Source organism: Frankia sp. KB5, assembly GCF_002099325.1.
Taxonomy (GTDB): domain Bacteria; phylum Actinomycetota; class Actinomycetes; order Frankiales; family Frankiaceae; genus Frankia; species Frankia casuarinae.
In genome coordinates this window covers 18,492-38,868 of sequence record NZ_MRUJ01000122.1, presented here as the reverse complement: position 1 = coordinate 38,868, position 20,377 = coordinate 18,492, and the positions used below count along the sequence as shown (strand labels likewise).

Annotated in this window: 10 protein-coding genes and 3 pseudogenes; 6 read left to right on the top strand and 7 right to left on the bottom strand. The window is 71.5% G+C overall.

Features of this window, described 5'->3' with window-relative positions; translation table 11 throughout:
- Positions 1 to 193: pseudogene (locus KBI5_RS27835) on the bottom strand (hypothetical protein); the annotation flags it as partial.
- A 250-nt stretch (positions 194 to 443) separates the two neighbouring features.
- On the opposite strand from KBI5_RS27835, the gene KBI5_RS13180 reads away from it, so the two are divergent.
- A complete protein-coding gene (locus KBI5_RS13180; protein WP_108913274.1) occupies positions 444 to 1,253 on the top strand; it encodes a DUF2127 domain-containing protein in 810 nt (269 codons plus the stop codon).
- Between the two features lie 14 nt (positions 1,254 to 1,267).
- Here the strand turns inward: KBI5_RS13180 and KBI5_RS13175 are convergent, their stop codons facing one another.
- The 3 genes from KBI5_RS13175 to KBI5_RS13165 form a co-directional block, all read right to left on the bottom strand.
- A complete protein-coding gene (locus tag KBI5_RS13175; RefSeq protein ID WP_198537693.1) occupies positions 1,268 to 1,801 on the bottom strand; it encodes a DUF2231 domain-containing protein in 534 nt (177 codons plus the stop codon).
- A 106-nt stretch (positions 1,802 to 1,907) separates the two neighbouring features.
- Complete coding sequence (locus KBI5_RS13170) at positions 1,908 to 2,327, bottom strand: hypothetical protein (protein WP_133057021.1); 420 nt, start codon at positions 2,325 to 2,327, stop codon at positions 1,908 to 1,910.
- 314 nt (positions 2,328 to 2,641) lie between these two features.
- Positions 2,642 to 3,526 (bottom strand): LLM class F420-dependent oxidoreductase, encoded by an 885-nt coding sequence (locus KBI5_RS13165; RefSeq protein WP_023842060.1) that lies wholly within the window; start codon positions 3,524 to 3,526, stop codon positions 2,642 to 2,644.
- A gap of 618 nt (positions 3,527 to 4,144) precedes the next feature.
- On the opposite strand from KBI5_RS13165, the gene KBI5_RS13160 reads away from it, so the two are divergent.
- Together KBI5_RS13160 and aat are read left to right on the top strand one after the other, a co-directional pair.
- Complete coding sequence (locus tag KBI5_RS13160) at positions 4,145 to 6,526, top strand: EAL domain-containing protein (protein ID WP_085015391.1); 2,382 nt, start codon at positions 4,145 to 4,147, stop codon at positions 6,524 to 6,526.
- Positions 6,517 to 7,416: a leucyl/phenylalanyl-tRNA--protein transferase gene (aat, locus tag KBI5_RS13155; protein WP_198537691.1), complete on the top strand. Its 900-nt coding sequence runs from the start codon at positions 6,517 to 6,519 to the stop codon at positions 7,414 to 7,416. Before KBI5_RS13160 ends, aat begins: the two co-directional genes overlap by 10 nt.
- Positions 7,417 to 7,440: 24 nt before the next feature.
- On the opposite strand, the gene KBI5_RS13150 is transcribed toward aat, so the two are convergent.
- Positions 7,441 to 8,751: a pyridoxal phosphate-dependent aminotransferase family protein gene (locus KBI5_RS13150; RefSeq protein WP_085015390.1), complete on the bottom strand. Its 1,311-nt coding sequence runs from the start codon at positions 8,749 to 8,751 to the stop codon at positions 7,441 to 7,443.
- 698 nt (positions 8,752 to 9,449) lie between these two features.
- Between KBI5_RS13150 and KBI5_RS13145 the strand changes: the two genes are divergently transcribed.
- Positions 9,450 to 10,187 (top strand): class I SAM-dependent methyltransferase, encoded by a 738-nt coding sequence (locus tag KBI5_RS13145; RefSeq protein ID WP_085015394.1) that lies wholly within the window; start codon positions 9,450 to 9,452, stop codon positions 10,185 to 10,187.
- Between the two features lie 47 nt (positions 10,188 to 10,234).
- Here KBI5_RS13145 and KBI5_RS13140 read toward each other — a convergent pair whose 3' ends face one another.
- Entirely contained in the window at positions 10,235 to 13,594 is a 3,360-nt protein-coding gene (locus tag KBI5_RS13140; RefSeq protein ID WP_085015389.1) for a UvrD-helicase domain-containing protein, read from the bottom strand.
- A gap of 313 nt (positions 13,595 to 13,907) precedes the next feature.
- Between KBI5_RS13140 and KBI5_RS13135 the strand changes: the two are divergent.
- Positions 13,908 to 19,043: pseudogene (locus KBI5_RS13135) on the top strand (AAA domain-containing protein).
- Between the two features lie 489 nt (positions 19,044 to 19,532).
- On the opposite strand, the pseudogene KBI5_RS28720 reads toward KBI5_RS13135, so the two are convergent.
- Positions 19,533 to 19,727 (bottom strand): annotated as a pseudogene (locus KBI5_RS28720) (acetamidase/formamidase family protein); the annotation flags it as partial.
- A 283-nt stretch (positions 19,728 to 20,010) separates the two neighbouring features.
- Between KBI5_RS28720 and KBI5_RS27825 the strand changes: the two are divergent.
- Positions 20,011 to 20,289, top strand: a complete 279-nt coding sequence (locus KBI5_RS27825; protein ID WP_241882852.1) for a hypothetical protein — start codon at positions 20,011 to 20,013, stop codon at positions 20,287 to 20,289.
- Positions 20,290 to 20,377 lie beyond the last annotated feature (88 nt).

Genomic DNA, 20,377 nt, shown 5'->3' with positions numbered 1-20,377 from the left:
ACAGATCCACCGCCGGCGCCACCAACGGCGCCACATACACCGGCACGCCCAGCCTCAGGGCGAGCAGCCAGACGTTCCCGAACCCGAACAAAAACGTCAGACCAACCACCAGCGCCATGATCACAGTCACCGATGTGAATGCCACGCCGCGCCCACGTGCGCTCRACGCCGCCAGCGGCGATGATGCGCTCATCGTCGACCCTGTCGGACCTCGAAACTGGCCTCYAAGACCAGCTGCCCGACAGAAACGCCCAGATCAGCGCCTCCCCCTTCTGCGACGTGCCCCGCCGGGGACACGCGACCCGCCATGCCCGTCGGTTGYAACCCGGGTGCTCACGGGTCGGCCGCCCGCCACGGACCGGGTTCTCGCGCCAAGCTGTGTCAGCCTAGGTTGGGAAGAAGCGCGGCGGGCTGGAGACACGGGTGGGACGTGGATGGCGCGGATGAACTGGGAGCTGCGGACGTGTGCCCGCAAGGGCCACGTCACCTACCGTCCGGACGAGACATCGCTGGCCGAGCGRCTGACCGCCCGGACCGCCGTCGGTGTCAGCTGGCGGTGCCTACGGTGCGGCGACTTCGTCGTCGGGGAGCCGGCCCTGTCCGGACCGGCTGAGGACGCACCGCTGCTCCTGCGCGGACGGGCGCTGCGCGACGCGACGGTCCTGCGGCTGCTCGCCGTGGAACGGATACTCCGGGCGCTGCTCATGGTCCTGATCGGCTACGCCATCCTCCGGTTCCGCCGATCGGAGGGGCAGCTCCAGCAGCTGTTCGACCGGGCCGTGCCCGCGGCGCGCCCGCTGGCCGACGTCCTGCGTCTCGATCTCGACCATTCCCCTACAATCGATCGCCTGCACCACCTCCTGCACACCCGTCCCCACACCCTGCTCCTCGTCGCGCTGCTGCTGTTCGGCTACGCCGCCGTACAGGTCGTCGAGGGGATCGGGCTATGGCTACTCAAGCGCTGGGGCGAGTACTTCGCCGCCGTCGCCACGTCGGCGTTCCTGCCGTTGGAGATCTACGAACTCACCGAGCGGATCACGGTCCTGCGCATCGGAGCGCTTGTCATCAACGTCGGTGCCGTCGTCTACCTCATCGTGAGCAAACGGCTGTTCAGAGTCCGGGGTGGGGCCGCCGCGTTCGAGGCCGAACGRCACGCGGAGTCCCTGCTCGAGGTGGAGCACTCCGCCCAGGCCGATCCGGCCCGTCCCGATCCTGCGGTACCGCAGGATCCTCGTCCGCAGGCCTTCACCTGAACCGGGCAGGCCCATCACCGGGCAGGCCCATCACCGGGCAGGGGAGTCCGGCTGAAGCTGCCGTGCCAGACGGCCTGGGCACCACTGTCGCCGATCCGGTAGACCTGCACGACCGAACCGGCGGCGACGACCAGGCCGAGCACGGCGAGAACCGCCACGAGCACCGTCCGGCCGGGACCGGTCGCGGTGCGCGCCGGAGCCGTTTCCGTTCCGGTGGCGGCCGAGCGGCGTGCGAGCACCCACGACGCCGCGGCCGCGACGAACAGCCCGGCAGCCCAGGGCAGCAGGGTGTCGCCGAGTTCGGCGTGCCGGCGGACCAGCTCGTTCGAGGGCACGCGTGCCTCAAGCCACTCCCCCGCATGGGTGGTGAGCGGCACGCTCACCAACGCGACCAGAGCGACCAGCGGGGTGATGACGCCCAGYCGGCRMCGCRCCGCCGGCCACAGCGCGGACAGCACCACCAGCATCGCTGCCAGCGGCACGAGGATGACAACCACATGCACGAGCAAGACGTGCGCAGGCAGTCCGTTGATCTCCGTTGGCCCCACGGTCGCTCCGATCGTCATCTCGTGATGTCCGCACCACGAACCGTCACAGACAGGAGAAATCCCGCCCCGCATTACTACAGTAGTAGTAGTAGTATTAATACTACTACTACTGCCTCTGTCGTAGACGAAGCGGGGCGACTAGGGACGCACCGTGCCCAGGGCGGGGCCGAAACACCGGGRCCGGGACGGTCTCCCGCAGGGTGYGCCAGATCTCGTCGAACTCGCGTACCGCCCGGACATACCGGTGCGGCGCGAGCAGCCGCAGCCGCTCGGCCGGCCGAAACCCCAGCTCCGGCTCGGCGACCGCGAATAGCAGGCAGTAGGCACGCCGATAGGCGACTCCCGGGAATACTTTCCCGAGCTCGTGCCGACGGACCATTTCCGCGGTCGCCGCGGGCGGTGTGAAGTTTTCTCCCCCAGCGAGGCCACGCACCTGCTCGGCGAGCCCGTCCTGCGTCAGGCCCCGGGCCTCACGGAAGCGACGAAGAGTACTCGGAGTCCAGCCCGGGTGCTTCGCGTTCGACATCGACGACCTCGTTCCAACGACCTCGTTCCGCTGCCCCGCCAGTTCTCCCACCAGCAGAGTAGTCAGACGGATACCGCGGACGGGCGACAATGTCGGAATCGAGCGCTGGACATCCCTCAAGGTCCGTTTCCTGTCCGGTCACCGGACTGCCCGGGTAATCGCCTGCCGGCTGCCCTGGTCAGTGCGGCCGACACGCGTTGGACTCATGACCAGCGGCTCCGCTCGGGCTGACGGGAGGTCCCCGGGTCCGGCGCCGCGCACGGGCCTGGCCGAGAACGAGCTGCCCCCCTTCGGGACCGGCCTGGAGATCTGGGTCAGGAGATCTCGGCGAGCCCGGCGACCCGCGGAATCACCTCTTCACCGAGTATGTGCAGAGGCTCGACGTGCCAGACGTCGCGCACGCCACCGAGAACCGCCTGGACACCGAGTTCGGCCAGGTCGTTCAGCTCGTCGAGAATCCTCGCCACATTCTCCCCCCTCGGTCCGACGTCAAAGGAGAAGACCACGGTCTTGAGGATGTCGTCGTAGTTCCGACCCTCGCGTTCGCAGTGTTCACGCAGCACCTGGAGCTTGCGCGCCAGATCGGGACCGGGGAAGAGGTTGCACGCCTGTGCGTACCGGGCCACGAGGCGTAGCGTCTTCCTTTCGCCACCCCCACCGATCAGGATGGGTGGATGCGGCCGCGTCAGCGGCTGCGGCGAATTCAGTGGACGGGCCAACTGGTAGTACCGGCCAGAGAAGGGGCTCTCGTCACCGCTCCACATCCGCAGGCAGATCTGCAGCGTCTCCTCGAGCCGTTCGAACCGCTCGGCCAGCGGCGGGAACGGCAGACCGAGACCGACCGCCTCCTGTTCGTACCAGGCGGCGCCGATGCCCAGCCAGGCCCGCCCGCCGGAGAGCACGTCCAGCGTCGTGACAATCTTCGCCAGGGCGCCGGGCTCCCGGTAGACCGTCCCRGTGACCAGGGTCAGCAGCTTCGCGCGGCGGCTGTGGGCGGCCAGGAAACCCAGCGTCGTGTACGCCTCCAGCATCTCGTTCTCGGCCGGACCGACCATCGCGATCTGGAAGAAGTGGTCCATGACGGCCAGGTAGTCGAATCCGACCGTGTCCGCCACGCGGACCACCTCGGCCAGATCTTCCCCGAGCCGCCCGGAACCGTGCGGGGAGGTGAAGTCGGGTAGTTGCAGACCGATCCGCATGTGCGCTCCTCCCCCGCCTCCAGCGCGGGAAGCGGGACATAGCCGATATTTTCCCATCTGTCGCGCGGCGGCAGCCTCCGGCCGCGGCGACCATGATCGGGCCGCCCTGACGTGATGAGTCGACGACACGGCCACGCCTGCGCGCGGTCACCCCACCCGAACCCAACGCCACGCCCGCAAATCGCAACAAATTTCGATATATAAATGACAAGAGGCTGAGATGCACGAGAATGTAGGCATGCCCGGCCAAGCCTCCGTCATGATGGTCACATGAGGCCCGAGTGGCGGGACCTCCGGGGTGTCCGTACCCTTTCCCTCGACGGAGGTAGTCCCACTCCTCCCGCAGGACCGGTCGCCATCGGCGGCGGTCGATTACTGGATCTGCGGAGTCGGCACCATGGCGGCACCGGAGAGGGGCCGGAGGGGGAGTCGCCACCAGCGCCCGCCCACGGCGCACCCATAAAAGATCATATTTTTCGGCGAACCGGCCTTCGGCGAACCGGCCGGCAAGACGGCCGTCGGTGCCGCTGGTGTCGTCGCCGCGGCACCGGGCGATGGCCGTCGGCACGATGCCGGGCACGTGCACAGGTTTCCACCACTCTGCGGGGGGATGACCGGTTGACCGCCTCTCTCCCTCCCCCGTGCCGGTTCCGTCTGATCCGGATTACCCAGCTCGTCCTGATCGTCGCCACGGTCTACCTGTCCGTTTCCGCGTTCGTCACCGTGCCCCACATCGGCAACGAGACCGGGTCGCTGCGTTACGGCGTCGCCCTCGGCTCGGGCCTGATCTGCCTGGCGCGGGCGGTGTTGATCCGCGGCGAACGCCTCCCCTGGGCTCTGCTCGGCACCGGGCTCATCAGCTACGGAGGCGCGACGATCTACTACAACGCGGCGGTCGCCGGCCGGCAGGACGACGACCTCGGGCCGTCGCTGGCCGATCTCGGCTGGCTGCTCTTCTATCCGGCGTGCTATGTCGCCGTCATCCTCCTGCTACGCAGAAGAGTGCTCCGGCTGCACACGAGCATCTGGATGGACGCGCTCGTCGGCCTGCTCGGCGTGGCCGCGCTGACCAGCGGCATCGGCGTGGCGATGGCGAACGCGTATCCGCGCTACAGCGCGTGGACGATGACGGTGAACCTGATCTATCCGCTCGCCGACCTGCTGCTGATCCTGCTGATCGTCACGGTGTTCAGCCTGCTGGGCTGGCATCCCGGCCGGGTGTGGTGGCTGCTGGGCATCGGGCTGGTGGGCTTCGCGATAGCCGACTCACTCCTGCTGGTCATCGTCACCACGGACAGGGACCCCGGGTCCGGCCTCCTCGGCACGCTGTGGCTGTTCTCGGTGCTCATGCCGGCCCTGGCCGCCTGGCTGCGACCGCGCTGGCACCCACCGRCCAAGATGTCCGGCTGGGGCGTCATCGCGGTCCCACTGGTGCTCACCGTGATCGCGCTCGGTCTGCTCGTCCTCGGCGCCACGGTCCAGCTGCCAAAGGTCACCGTCGGACTCGCCGCGGCCACGGTGCTGACGGCCCTGGCCCGCGCCGCGTTCACCTTCATCGAGGTCCAGCAGCTCGCCGAAAGCAAGGTGCTGGCCCGCACTGACGAGCTGACGGGCCTGGCAAACCGGCGTGGCTTCATCGAACGGCTGACGAAGGCCGAGCAGCGCGCCACCGGGGTGGACACCTTCGCCCTCCTCCTGCTGGACCTTGACCGGTTCAAGGAGATCAACGACTCGCTGGGGCATCAGGTGGGCGACGCGCTGCTGGCGCAGGTCGGAACCCGTATCTCCGACGCCCTGCGTCCCGGCGACCTGCATGCCCGCCTGGGCGGCGACGAGTTCGCGGTCCTGCTCGAACACGCGGACATCGAGGCCGCGAAACGCGTCGCCGACCGGGTGCTGGCCGTGCTCGGCGATCCCTTCGACGTCGGCGGGGTGACCCTGCACGTCGGCGCGAGCATCGGCGCCGCCGTGTACCCCGACCACGCCGAGGACGCCCACATCCTGTTGCAGCGTGCCGACGTGGCCATGTATGCCGCGAAGTCGGGCCGCACCGGCGTGGAGTCCTACCGTCCCGGCTCCGACGTGAACAGCCTCGTCCGCCTCRACATGATCGAGTCCCTGCGCGCGGCGCTCGGCACCGGCCAGCTGGAGGTGCACTACCAGGTCAAGGTCGACCTCGATTCCGGGCAGGCAAATGCCGTGGAGGCCCTGGTCCGCTGGCGGCATCCCAGCCGCGGCCTGCTTGGGCCAGAGGAATTCGTCCCCCTGGCCGAACAGGCCGGTTTCATCCGGATGCTGACCATCGAGGTGTTGGAGACCGCCCTGGGCCAGTGCCGGCAGTGGCACTCCGCCGGATTCGACGTAGCGGTGGCGGTGAACCTGTCCGCCTCGGACCTGCTGGACCGTGGCTTTCCCGAACAGGTCAGCGGCATGCTCTCCGGCTTCGGGCTGAGCCCGACGGCACTCGAGCTGGAGATCACCGAGACCACGTTGATGCTCGACCGGGTCCGCACGGCCGCCGTACTCGGGGAGCTGCGCGACCTGGGGATCGGAATCGCCGTCGACGACTACGGCACCGGGTACTCCTCCCTGRCCAGGCTCTGGGAGCTGCCCGTTGACGTGCTGAAGCTGGACAAGTCATTCATCCAACGCATGGAGGTCGATGGCCGGGCCGAGGCGATCGTCCGTTCGACGGTCGGGCTCGCCCACGCGCTCGGCCTGCGCATCGTCGTCGAGGGCGTGGAGACCGCTGGAGCGATGCGGATGCTGCGGGATTTCGGCTGCGACCTGGCTCAGGGCTACTTCCTCGGCCATCCGGGCCCATCCGAGCAGGTGACCGAGCAACTGCGGCGACGGGCGCCGTCGGCTGGCATGATCGATCCGGAGACGATCGGCCGGACGGAGGAATGTCCCGGCGATCTCTCCCCGACGATGGAGAGTGCCGTGCTGAACGCCCCAGTCGCCCCGGATCGGACGCCGGCGGTCAAGTCGTGGCGCTGACGGCGCCGCCCCGCGATCTCGGCCCCACCGTATGGGACGGGTTCTCACTGCTGAGCAGCCCCCGCCAGGCCCCGGTCGCCGTCGGCGGTGAGCTGGATTCGGCGACGTTGATCGGCGCCTACCGGGCCGGCGCCTTCCCCTGGCCGGCGAGCGAGGCCGACGGCGGCAAGGTCCATGAGGACGACGAGGCCCACGGGGACGACAGCGACGACGCGAGCAGCGGGACCCGCGGGGGCGGGGGGTGGCTGCGCGAGATCCTGCGGGCGGCGGTGGCCGCCCGACGCATCCCCCATCTGCCCCCGCACCGTCCCGGTGGGCTGGACCTGCCCTGGTGGAGCCCCGACCCCCGGGCGGTGATCCCGATCGGCCGGCTGCGGGTCAACCGGACACTGCGCAAGCGGCTGCGTAACTGCGGGTGGACCACCACCGTCGACGAGCGCTTCGTCGACGTCGTCCGCGGCTGCCGCCGCGGCGGTACCTCCGAATGGATCACTCCCCAACTGGTCGAGGGCTACGCCGAGCTGCACGCCCTGGGCTGGGCGCACAGCATCGAGGTCTGGGAGGGCGACGAGCTGGTCGGCGGCATGTACGGAGTGGGCGTCGGCGGCGTGTTCGTCGGTGAATCGATGTTCCGCACCCGGACCGACGCCTCCAAGGTGGCTCTGGCCGACTTCGACGCCCGGTTCACCGCGGCCGGCGGGGTGCTGCTGGACGTGCAGATCGCGACCCCGCATCTGATCGACCTGGGTGCGGTGGAGATTCCACGGGCCGATTTCCTCGCCGTTCTGGCCCGCGTCCGGGATGCCGACATCCGCCTCGACCGGGACCGGTATCCGGTCGCCCGCCTTGCCCCGCATGGCGCCTCCGGCGCAATGCGGGGACCCCGGTAGGAGCCTGTCTCGGCGAGGTGGGGTTCAGTCGCCGGCGCGGGCCCGCGGGACCGACACCAGGGGAAACCGCTCGACCGCCTCGGCCAGGACGGCCAGCAGATGATCGATCTCGGCGTTGGTGTTGGCCGCGGTGACCTGGATGCGCACCCCGACCTGCTCACGGGGAACGACCGGGAACGGCACCACACTCGCGAAGATCCCCCGTTCGAACAGAAACCGGCCCAACGGCTCGGCCTGCGCGGCGTCGACCAGGGGAATCTCTATGATCGGAAAGCCGCTGGCGTTGAGCGTGAACAGACCGAGCCCGCGCAGGCCGTCGAGGAACCGGCTGGTCAGGCGGTGCAGCCGGGCCCGGATGGCGTCCCCGCGTTCCGCGTTGACCCGCAGCCCGACCAGCCCGGTCGCCAGGGACGCCACCGGCGACGGGCCGGAGAAGACGTACGGGCCCGCGGTGGACTTCAGATACTCCTTCACCTCCGTGGGGCAGGCGACGAAGGCGAGCAGCGACGAGTACGCCTTCGAGAAACCGCCGACCAGGACGAGATCGTCGTAGGTCTCRCCGAGATGGCGGACGATTCCGTTGCCGCGGCTGCCGTAGGGGCTCGACGCGGCGGGATCACGCTCGCCGACGACACCGAACCCGTGGGCGTCGTCGACGTAGAGCAGGGCGTCGTGCGCACGGGTGAGCGCCGCGAGTTCGGCGAGCGGCGGGCCGTTTCCGGTCATGCTGTGGACGCCGTCGACGCACACCACCCGGGGGTGGGGGCTCGTCCGCAGCCGGCGTTCCAGCCGGTCGAGCCGGTCCTCGCGGAAGCGCGCCACGGCGGCGCCATGGGCCGCTGCCACGACCGCGCCGTCATGTGCCGTCTGATGGGCGTGCACCTCGACGAAGAGGGCCCCCTTGCCCACGAGGGCGGGCAGCACCGACAGCTGGATGTGGGTGATGGTCGGGAGCAGCAGCGCGTCCTCGGCACCGAGGAGAGCTGCGAGCGTGTGCTCGATGTCGTCGTACATCCGCGGGCTGGCGATCAGCCTCGACCAGCTCGGGTGGGTGCCCCAGCGGTCCAGGTACTCCGGGACCGCCTCGATGATCTCCTGGTCGAGATCGAGGCCAAGGTAGTTGCACGACGCGAAATCGGTGAGCCAATGATCACCGATCCGTATCCGGCGGCCGTCGATCTCGTCCACCGTCGCGTCGTAAAAGGGCGCGTGGCGGCGCAGGCGGTCCAGTTCGGCCCGCATACCCATAGGCTGATCAAGAACGTGTCGCCAGGCCGGCGATAACGCCGAGACAGGGGACGAAGGCAAGTCGGGACTTTCGTAGGTCTGCGACATCCCCGCGGCCTAGCCCATKCCCTGGGCCACGGCGATCGGCCGGGCGGGCGGGATGATCACTAGCATCCCAAACAGTCCAGATAGTCCAGATAGTCCAGATTCTCGGAAGGCAGTCGGCCCTGCCAGCGGAACCGGGTGCACTACCACCATCACCAGCCCTCAGGATCGCCGGGAACACACGTCGCCGGGTTCAGGGAACGAAGAAGCACCAACGGACCAAAGGAGTATTCAACACGTAAACAATAAACCTCAGGGCCCGGATAATTCCACAACAAGCGTGGTATGCCCCTGATCCGCGCAGCGGAGCCGGGAGATCGGGCGGACGCCGAGGCCACTGCGGACCGGGCGTCCACGCCACGGCCGGGGCGGATCCGACTGGCGGCCCGGGCGGCTCCCGCCGCCCACCGAAGGCCCGCCGCCGTGGTGTTATCGTCCCCGGCATGTCTGACACGGCGGCATCCGCGGCGACCTCCACCGCGTCCACGGCTGCGGCTTCCACGGCTCCCCCCGAGGGCTCGAGGCAGGCCCCGACACCCTCCGCGGCGACCCCGGAACCGGGTGGCGAGTCCCGGGCCGCGGCTTTCGGGACCGCGCCGCCGGCCGGCCCGTCCGGCCCGGTGCCGGCGAGCGGAGCGGGCACGGCGAGCGGAGCGCAGGCGGCGGCCACTCCCCGCGAGCGGACCAAGGAGGGTCCGCTGGTGCGCGCCCTGCCCTATTCCGGGTTCGGACTGTCGCGCTCGAAGACGCTGTTCCTCGCGCACCGCAAGGAGCCCGTCGACCCGGCTGGCTTCTACTCGCTGATCGCCGCGGACTCCGTGCGCCAGCTGATGCGGTACACATCCCTGACCGGCCAGCTCGTCCTCGACGTCGGCGGCGGCCCGGGTTACTTCCGCTCGGCCTTCCTCGACGCCGGCGCCCGGTACGTGTGGGTCGAGCCGGACGTCTCGGAGATGGAGGCCGGTGGCATCGAGGTTCCCGGCCGGGTCCGGGGCAGCGCCTTGGACCTGCCGTTCCTCTCCGGAAGCGTTGATCTCTGCTACACGTCAAACGTGCTCGAACACGTCCCCGACCCGTGGCGGATGTGCTCCGAACTGGCCCGGGTGACCCGCCCTGGCGGGCTCATCTTCCTGAGCTACACGAACTGGCTGTCCCCCTGGGGCGGCCACGAGACCGCACCCTGGCACTATCTGGGTGGTGACCGGGCGGCGGCGAGGTTCGAACGCCGCAAGGGCAAGGCGCCGAAAAACATCTACGGCAAGACTCTATTTCCGGTGTCGGTGGCCGACACCCTCGCCTGGGCGAAGCGGCGGTCCGACGTCGAGATCCTCGACGCGATGCCGCGCTATCTGCCCGACTGGGCGAAGGTGATCATCAAGATTCCCGGTGCCCGCGAGATTGTGACCTGGAACCTCGCGATGGTGTTGCGCAAGCGCTGAGCCGCCGGGCCGCGCGAGTGTCGGTCCAGCGGCTCCGGACCGGTGGCTCAGAGGAGTCGCAACTGCTTGCCCGGTGCCGGCCGGCGCGACCGGCGCCGCCCGCCCTCGGCCGGGACAGAGGACAGCAAAGCCGGCCTGATGTCCGCAAGAAACGGTGAGGGACGGGTCGTCACGACCGACCCGGCGCGCCGCCGGCTGGCCGCCGAGGTGAGGACCAACCGATGCCTGGCCCGGGTGACGCCGACGAAGAAGAGTCGGCGCTCCTCCGCCTCGGCGTCCTTCGTGCCGGCGTCGGCGGTTCCGTCGGCGGTTCCGTTGACGCCACCGCCCGGGATCCCACCGCCCGGCGCCTCACCGGCCGGACCGAAGCGCATCGGCAGCAGCCCGTCCTCACAACCGACGATGATGACCAGGCCGTATTCCAGACCCTTGCTCGCGTGCAGGGTCAGCAGCGAGATCCGGTCCGCCCTCGGGTCCAGCCCGTCGACCTCGGCGGCGAGCGTGACCGACGTGAGGAAACCCGCCAGGTCGTTGCCGGCCGCTGCGGCGGCCGGTGCGAGCAGCTCCACCGCCAGGCGCAGCTCGGCCTCGGTCGGCACCCGTCCGCCGGAGAAGCCGGGAAACCCGTCGGACGGCACGGCGCCGAGCTCGCTTCTCCTCGCCTCGGCGAGATCGGTGGCCCGTGCCGCCGCGTCGCGCAGCAGACCCGACACCGGACGCGGGACGCCGGGACCCGAGGGATCCGTGGTCGTCAGGTCCTGCAGCAGGGCGAGCAGGTCGGCGACCGCGGGAGCGTCCGCGAGCGGGAGATGAGAGCGCCGCTGGAACGGGAAACCGCGGGTGGCCAGCGCTTCCATGATCGGCTCGGCCTGGCGGGCGGTCCGGTAGAGCACGGCGATGTCCGCGAAGGAGAACCCCGCGTCGACCGATCCGTCCACCCCCGAGTCCAACGCGTGGAACGAGGTACCGCCGAGCGCCGCGTCGATCGTGTCGACGACGGCGATCGCCTCCTCGGCCTCACTGCGGTAGCGCCGCAGCAGCACCGGGCCGTCGCCCTCGGCGCCCCGCACGGCGGTCAGGGTCCGGTCCGGGACCAGACTCGTGGGCGCGATCACATCGAGCGCCGTCCGCACGATGGTGCGGGTGGATCGGTAGCCGCGGGTCAGGGCGACCGGGCGGGCACTCGGGTAGTCCTGCTCGAACCGCAGGAAGAACCGGACGTCCGCACCCCGGAAGCTGTAGATAGCCTGGTCCGGGTCGCCGATCACGCACAGGTTGGCCGTGGGGGGACACAACAGCCCCAGCAGGCGGTACTGGAGTTCGTCGGTGTCCTGGTACTCGTCGACCCAGACGTGGCGCCACCGCCGCTGGTAGTGCTCGGCGAGATCCGGGGACGACCGCAGCAGGGTCAGCGGCAGGGTGATCAGATCGTCGAGGTCGACCATGTCCCGATCGCGCAGCGCGGCGTCGTAACGGGCGAGCGCCCCGACCAGGTCGTGGTCGCGGATCGCCTGGCCGAGCGCTCGGTGCCGCTTGAGCTCGGCGACACCGGCCGCCACCCGCCGGCGCGTTCGGGCGTCGCCCTCACCGTGCAGTGCCGCGGCGATTAGCTCCACGCGCACCGCGTCGTCCGCGACCTGGACCTGCGGGCCCCGGGCGAGTTTCGCGTGCTGCTCACGGATGATCGTAAGCCCGAGGCCGTGGAAGGTCGTCGCGAGCACCCGTCCCGCGGCGTCACCCAGCAGGCCGGCTAGCCGTTCGGCGAGCTCCCCGGCCGCACGCCGGGTGAAGGTGACCGCCAGGCACTCCCCGGCCGGCACCCCGTGCTCAGCGACCCGGTGTGCGATCGCGTGGACCAGCGTACGGGTCTTGCCCGTTCCCGGTCCGGCGAGGACGAGCAGCGGACCGGACAGGTGCGAGGCTGCCAGCCGCTGCTCGGGATCCAGCCCGTCAAGCACCGACGGGGTATCGCCGGAAACCGGCGTGAACAGCTGGCTGTCGGCCACCGCGGCATCCCCCGGCACCACCGCGGCATCGGGTGCCGGACGCGCCCGCGCCGCGAGCGCCTCGTCGAGGGAGGGTCCCGCATCGATCCGGTCCTGCCCACCAGCCGCGCCGGACCCCAGGTCGAACAGGGTGCCACCGTCCCGGGCGAGCTCCCGGGGTTCGAACAACCGGATGACGCCGTATTCGCCGTCGAACCCGGCCTGCCGGATCACCTCCCCGCGGCGCAGGCGACTGATTGCCTCGACCAGCTCCGGCGATCCGACCCCGGCGATGTCCGTGAGCGGTACGTCGCCGAGGATGTCGAGCTCCGGGCCCAGACGGGAGACCAACGACGTCACCTGGCCCGCGACCGCCTTGCTCTTCGGGCCCACGCCGAGAATCTCCCCGACGACCTCCGGCAACGGAACCAGCGAGGTGACGTCGGGCGCCGTGACGGGGCGGTGGCCGGGCCGCCGGTCGGCCAGCGCCTCGACCCGGTTGAGGACCCCGACGGTGAGGCCACCGCCGCAGGTGGGGCAGCGTCCGCCGACCTCCCGGGTCTGGTCCGGCGTGAGGACCACCCCGCACTTGCGATGCCCGTCGAGGTGGTACTTGCCCTCTTCCGGGAAGAACTCGACGGTCCCCGCGAAGCCGTCCCCGCCGCGCAGCGCGGCCTCGATGGAGAAGTAGTCGAGGTCGCAGGTGAACGCGGTCGCCTCCCGGCCGAGCATCGGCGGGGAGTGGGCGTCAGAGTTGCTCACCAGCCGGTAGCGGTCGAGACCGGAGATCCGCCAGAACATCTCCGGGTCCGCCGAAAGCCCCGTCTCCAGGGCGAAGACCTCGTCGGCGAGGTCGCCGTAGCAGTCCTCGACGRCGTCGAACCCGGACTTCGAACCGAGAACCGCGAACCAGGGCGTCCACACGTGCGCCGGGACCAGATAGCAGCCCGCCCCGCCACCAAGGGTGATCTCCAGCAGATCGCGGGAGTCCAGGCCCAGGATGGGACGCCCGTCCGCGGCGAGGTTGCCGATCCGAGCCAGCGCCGCCGTGATCCGTCCGGCGGCCTCCCGGTCGGGAGCGTAGAGAAGATGATGGACCTTACGGGTCCGGTCGCCCCTCTTGTAGATCGTCGAGATCTCACTAGAGATCATGAAGCGGGTCGCCGTCCGGCAGGAGGCCGGTAACGTGCGCAGCACCTCATGCTCGAGATCGGACCGCAGCCGGAACAGGCCGGGCTCGGCCGGGACCAGCTTCGTCGCGATCTCCTGAGACCAGGCCGGATGGGTGAAGTCGCCGGTGCCGACGACGGCGATGCCCTTGCGTGCCGCCCACCAGGCCAGGTGCTCCAGATCGCAGTCACGACTGCAGGCACGCGAGTACCGGGAGTGAATGTGCACATCAGCGTAGAACCGTGACCTCACGGATGCGTATGTTGTCGCACCCGCCTCACCATGCCGCCGGCGGCACGCCGCAACCTCACCCGAACCCGCACCCGGCGCACCCCGCGGACGGGCTACCCCCTCCTGTCGCTCCGTCGGAGAGGGGCACGTCATTATGCGTAGGATGCCGGCATCCTGCCGACCTCGCGGACGGGGCGTCACAGATCGGTGGCGCCACGGATCGGGAGAGCGGATCGGGAGAACAGCGCCGACGGGAGGAAAGTCACGTGTCGACAACCGACGGACGGCGTTTCCCTCCCGGCGCGGGCRCCGGGATCTCCAGAGCGAGGTCCTGATGACGACGCAGACCGCCGGCCCCGAGCGGCATGCCGCCCTCGCGGACCGCTGTCACCGGCTGGTGCGGTTCCTCCATGAGGTCGCGGCGGCCCGGTCGGGCCGGATCCGGACCATCGAGGAGCATCCGCTCACGGTGTGGCTCGCCGACATCCCGGCCGGCGTGCCGCTGTCCGAGCACGCCGGGGTCGGCGAGGTGCTGCTGACCGCCCCCGCCGCCACCGTCCTGCCCCCACCGCCGCCACCGCCCGCGATCCTCGCCGGCCAGATCGTGCTGCCCGACGCGGCCGGCGCCGATCCCGACCAGCCGCCGGTGTGGAACGGCGCCGCCGCCGAGCAGACCGCCGCCGCGGCGGCCTACCAGGCCTGGTTGCCGCGATGGCAGCTCTGGGCGACACGCGCGCGCGTTGACGCGGAGCGACGCAATCTGCACAACACGCTGCACGCGGTCGCGGCCCGGGTGGCCCAGGAGGGTGACGCGCTGGAACTCGTGCTGGCGACCGGCCTGCTGACCTGGCAGCCACCGGGCGGCCCCACCGTCCGCGAGCACCTGCTGACCACCCGGCTGACCTGCGACATCGACCCGGTCACCTCCGATATCAGGGTGCGGGTCCCGGCGGGGGCCACCACGCGCCTCGCCGACGGCCCGCTACTCGACGGCATCGCCGGCTTCCGCCGGGAACGGACGAACGCGCTGCACGAGCGCCTGCGGGGACGACCGTCGGCGCCACTGGGTCCGGACGACATCCGGCTGCTGCGGGACTGGCTGGCGCTGGCGCTCGACGTGCCGACGGACGGCTTCGAACCCGACCTCGCGCCGCCCGCGCCGCCCGCGCCCGACAGCGCGTCACGCCCGCGGGTGACCTTCGCCCCGGCCTTCGTCCTGCGCACCCGTGACCAGGCCGCCCTGCTGACCTACTACGAGCGGATGCTCGACGTCCTGCGGGGTGACGGACCTCCGCCGCTCGGCCTCGTCCAGCTGGTGGAGACCCTCGACGCCGCCGACCGGTTGGCCTGGCTCGAGGCAGAGGGAGCGACGAGCGGCGCCGAACTCGGTGCGGACCCGCTGCTCCCGCTCCCGGCCAGTCCCGAGCAGGCCCGGGTGCTGGAACGGCTTCGCCACGACAACGGCGTCGTCGTCGAGGGCCCGCCCGGCACCGGCAAGACGCACACGATCGCCAACCTGGTCTGCGCCTTGCTGGCGGAGGGGCAACGGGTTCTGGTCACCAGCCAGAAGTCGCAAGCCCTGCGGGTCCTGCGGGAGAAACTGCCCCCGGACCTGCAGCGGCTGTGCGTGTCGTTCACCGATACCGAGGAGGCGCGCGACGCACCGGTCGACCAGGCCGGGAACGCGGGGGCGGACCTGGACGGCCGGCCCGACACAGTCTTCGACCCCGCCCCGGCCGGGGCCGAAGACGAAGCGGACGAGCTTGGCGGCATCGGCGTGGGTTCCCCCGAGCTCGCCGCGAGCGTGAGCGCCCTGGCCGCGGAGAAGGCCACCTATCACCCCGAGGCGCTCGACCGGCGGATCGTGCGGGCCGCCGCGCGCCGGCAGGAGGCGATCCACGCCCGCGATGTCCTGGCGGACCGGGCCCGCGCCCTGCGGTTGGCCGAGCACACGGTGCATCCGGACAGCGAGGTGGCCGCGGGCTGGGGCGGGACGCGGGCGAGCATCGCGGCGCGGGTCCGGGCCGAGGCCGACGCGTCGCGGTGGCTGCCGCGGCCCGTGCCCCGGAGCGCGGCAGCCACCACCACCGCGAGGACCACGGCGATGGGGTCCGGGTCTGTCGGCCCTGCGCCGGTTCCCCCGCCGTTGACCGACGCCGAGGCGCTGGAGCTCCACGCCCTGCTGCGATCCGGTCAGGACGTCGGCGCGGACCGGTCCGCCGGCCCGGTGGTCGAGATGAGCCGATTCCTACCCGCCGAGCGGTTCGCGGACCTGGTGGCCACCGCCCGCGCGGCCGACGAGGCGGTCCGCCTTGCCCGCGCGGCCGTCCGTCCCGCGACCCGGGGTCTCCTCGACACGCTCGCCGCCGTCGATCCCGCGGTGGTCTCCCTCGATCCGCTACAGCAGGCGGTCGCCAGCCTCTCCCGCGCGCTCGAGGAGCTCGACGGGCGCGGGCAGCGGTCGAACAGACGGCACTGGGTTCCGGCGGCCCTCGACGACGCCCTCGCCGGACGGGACCGGGTCCTCTGGGCGAAGGTGGCCGCGGCCACGCCGATGATCGCCGAGGCGACGCGGCACGTGACCGAGCTCGGTCTGCACGCGGTCGCCCTTCCGACCTCCGCCTCCCCGGACGGCTCCGCCTCGGCGGCCGACGCCGGCTCCCCGGCGGATCCGGGCTTCGACCCCGCCGCCCTGCTCGCCCGGGGGGAGGCGCTGCGCGAGTACCTCGACGCCGGGGGCGAGCTACGGCGCAGGTTCCGGCCGAAGGTCCAGAAGGAGGCGGACACGCTGCTGACCCGGACGCTGGTGGACGGCGTCGCGCCGACCACCCCGGAGCTGCTCGATCTCGTGCTCGTCCGGCTCCGGGCGGAGGTCGCGGTCGAGGCCGCGACCCGCGGATGGGTCCTGGTCGGGATCGCGCCGCGGCCCACCGATCCCTTCGAGGTACGCCTGTCCCGGCTGGTTGAGGCGCAGGAGGCCGTCACGGAGATCCAGGCGATCGTGGCGGCGCGGAACCGGGTCGTGGCAATCCTGGAGGACATCGTGCCCGGCCGGGCACCGGCGATGGACTCCGCCGAGCGCGTCCGGGATCTCGCGGCCGTCATGGCCGCGCTGCGCCCGATGGCGGCCGCCGCCGACGCCGAGCGGGCGCTGGGGGAACTGCGGGAGGGCTACGCCGGGCTTGCCACCGCGGCGGGCACGCCGTCCGAGGTCGCCGAGCTGGCCGGCGCGGTAGCGGCCCGCAATATGGCCGCGTACACGCGGACCCGGGCCGCGCTCGCCACCACCATGGCTGCCCGGGAGGTGGCGCTGCGCCGGGACGAGCTGCTCGGCCGGCTGCGCGCGGCGCATCCCGACCTCGCCGATCTCCTCGTCTCGACGGCCGGCGCGACCCGGCCCAATGGAGCGGAGATCTGGCCGGCCAGGCTCGCGGCGTTCACGACCGCCTGGTCCTGGGCGGTGGCCGCGAGCTGGCTGACCGCCACGGCCCCCGGCGCCGCCACGGCCCCCGGCGGCCCGGCTGGACCACCTGTCGATCTGGACGCCGAGCTGGACGCGGCGGAGGACATGGTCGCCGCGGCCACCGCGGAGCTGGCCGGCGCCCGCGCGTGGAAACACTGCCTCGAACGGATGGGCGCCGAGCAGTCGGCCGCGCTGCGCGCCTATGCCGACGCGGTGGCGGCCAGCGGCACCTTCGGCGGCCGCCACGCCGAGCGTTTCCGCCAGGCCGCCCGGGAGGCGATGGAGATCGCCCAGACGGCGGTGCCGGCCTGGGTCATGCCGATCCGGGAGGTGCTGTCGACGATCCCGGCGGTGCGCGACAGCTTCGACGTCGTGATCGTCGACGAAGGCAGTCAGGCCGGGCTCGACAGCCTGTTCCTGCTCTGGCTCGCCCCACGGGTGATCGTCGTGGGCGACGACCGGCAGTGCACGCCGCCGGTGGAGGTCACGGACGAGCTCGACCGGGTCTTCGACCGGCTGGAGGCCCTGCTGCCGGAGGTGCCGGCGTGGCTACGCGTCGGGTTCACCCCCCGGTCGAGCCTGTTCACGCTGTTGCGAACCCGCTTCGGCGAGGTGATCCGGCTGCGGGAGCACTTCCGGTGCATGCCGGAGATCATCGAGTGGTCGTCGGCCATGTTCTACCGGGACGCGCCGCTGCTTCCCCTGCGCCAGTTTGGCGCCGACCGGCTGCCGCCGCTGGTCGCCCGGTTCGTTCCCCACGGTTTCACCACGGACGCGGGCCTCGGTCCACGCAATCCGGCCGAGGCCGATGCCCTGGTCGCACAGGTGCTCTCCTGCGCCGAGGATCCCCGGTACGCCCGGCTCTCCTTCGGCGTCGTCGTCCCACAGGGCACCGCACAGGCGGCGCTGATCCGCGACCAGCTGGCCGACCGGATGTCCGCCGCCGAGCACCAGCGTCGACGGCTGCGGGTGGGCGTCCCCGCCGACTTCCAGGGTGACGAGCGCGACGTCGTCTTCCTGTCCCTGGTGGTGGCGCCCGACTCGCGCATCACCCCGCTGACCCGGCTGGAGTACCAGCGGCGGTTCAACGTCGCGGCCTCCCGGGCCCGCGACCAGGTCTGGCTGTTCCACTCCGTACCGGTCACCGATCTTGACCCTCGCGATCTGCGGCACAACTATCTGAGCTACGTGCTGTCCACGACGCACCCGGCGGCCGGCGGCCGCGGCGAGGAGCCCCCGGCACTCGCCGAAGTGCCGACCAACCGTCCGCATCCGGCCTTCGGATCCCTGTTCGAACAGCGGGTCTTCCGGGAGATCGTCGGCCGYGGCTACCTGGTCACCCCGCAGGTGGAGATCAACGGTCGGCGGATCGACCTGGTCGTCTCCGGCGGTCGGGCCCGGCTCGCCGTCGAGTGCGACGGGGACGTCGGCTCCGGTCCGGACGAGATCGCGCACGAGTTCGCCCGGGAGCGCGAGCTGCGCCGGGCGGGCTGGCGGTTCTGGCGGGTCCGCCAGTCCGAGTTCGAACTCGACGCCGACGCCGCGTTGGCCTCGTTGTGGCCGCGGCTGGCGAGGGCCGGTATCGCGCCCGTGAACACCGGGGCGCGAGGACTGCGGGACGAGGCCGCCACCGGCCTCCCCCGCGTCGAACATTCCACCGTCCGGGCGAGCGCCGACGAGGCGCTGCACCGGTGGCGGCCCATCGCCCTGTCCGATCTGGAGGGCCTCGACGACGCACCGCCGGACGCCGATCCGCGCGGTTCGGCCCGTGATTCGGCCCCTGCCCTCCGGCGAGGCACGGGCGCGGCCCCGGGCGCCGGTGGGGGAGACCGCTCCCCGCGGGCCGAACGGGTCGGTCAGGCCGGCGGCCCGGWCACCCCGTSMSSKKCSRRSSGCSSSRGCAGGWSKYSRGGMWYSYSAYSRYSRTSRSRWKCCYSRMSWCCTGCYSSSGCSSYYSGMMSSKSACGGGGTGWCCGGGCCGCCGGCTTCCGCGTCGATCGGGGGTGAGGCACCGGCCGGCTCGGCCCAGTGAATCCGCACCGCGCGACCGATCTTCTCGTCGGCCCGATCCGGCGTCTTCTCCGCGGCGTGTTCCGGATCCGTCGGGTCCTCGGTCTCCGAGTCGCCCACGCCGACGATCCGCACGAGTCCGGATCGCGGCAGTCGCGGCTTCGCGATCGGCGGTTCGGTGAAGTCCGCCCGACGGATGCGGCAGAACGCGCTCTGGGTGCCGGTGCCGAGCTGGCAGGCCCCGAAGTCGGCCGCGGCGGACAGGTAGGCGAGCGCCTCGGTCCGGTCGAGCCCGACCCGGCTCTGCAGGAAGACCACCGCCGACCGCGCCGCGCGGCGGACGGACTCGGCGAGGTCAACGTCGAGCCCCAGGGTGACCCAGGCCGTGTCGGTCTCGATGAACGGTTCCCGCAGCGCGCCGAGAACCGACCGGGCCGCCGTGTCACGCAGCACGGTCAGCCRCAGCGTCGCCCGTAGCGGGCCATCCAGGGCGGTGGCAGCGATCTTCCCGTCCCCGAGGGCGTAATGCGGATCGCCGACGGCGAACAACGCGCCGCTCACCTGGACCGGCAGGAACAGCCGCGCGCCCGCGCCGAGTTCCCGGCAGTCCAGGGCGCCGCCGTGCAGACCGATCGAGGTGGAGGGGACGATCTTGGTGGTAGTGTCCACGCCGACCGCCATGATGCCCAGGAACGGCGCCAACGGAAACCGGGTCCTGCTGCCGTTCACGCTGGTCAGGGCGCCGAACAGGCGGCCCCGCCGGCGCTCCACCGCACAGAAGKTGGTAACGGTGCGGAAGCGTCGCCAATGGCGGGCGTCGGCGTCCGCGTCCGGCGGCCCCCCCTCGGGGAACTCCCCTGCAAGCAGGCCCGCGCCATGGCGGGTCGAGACGATCCCATACCGTGCGCGGGGATGCAGYGAGACCACCTCAACCCGCAGCACGTCCCCCGGTTCCGCGCCCCGGATGAACACCGGTCCGGTGACGATGTGGGGACCGTCCACCCCGAACCGGTGCGGGATACCCGAAGCGGCGATCGCCCGGGCGTCGGCCAGCACCTCCGACGGCGCGACCCCGAAACCGGCGAAGAAGGCGTCGGGATCGCGCCCCTGGTCGCAGAGGATCCCCTCTTGGCTGACCGTGTCGAAGGTGACCGTGGCGCCGGAGTCGATACTGAGAACCGGCCTGGTCAGGGCGTTCGGCAGCTCACCCCATCTGATGGTCTCGGGGGTGGAGGGCAGGTAGTGCCGTCCCTCGATCCTTCCTCGGCCAGGCTGCAGCGCCACCCGACCCTACCTGGACCGATGCCTGGTCAGCGGACCTCCGCTGGGCC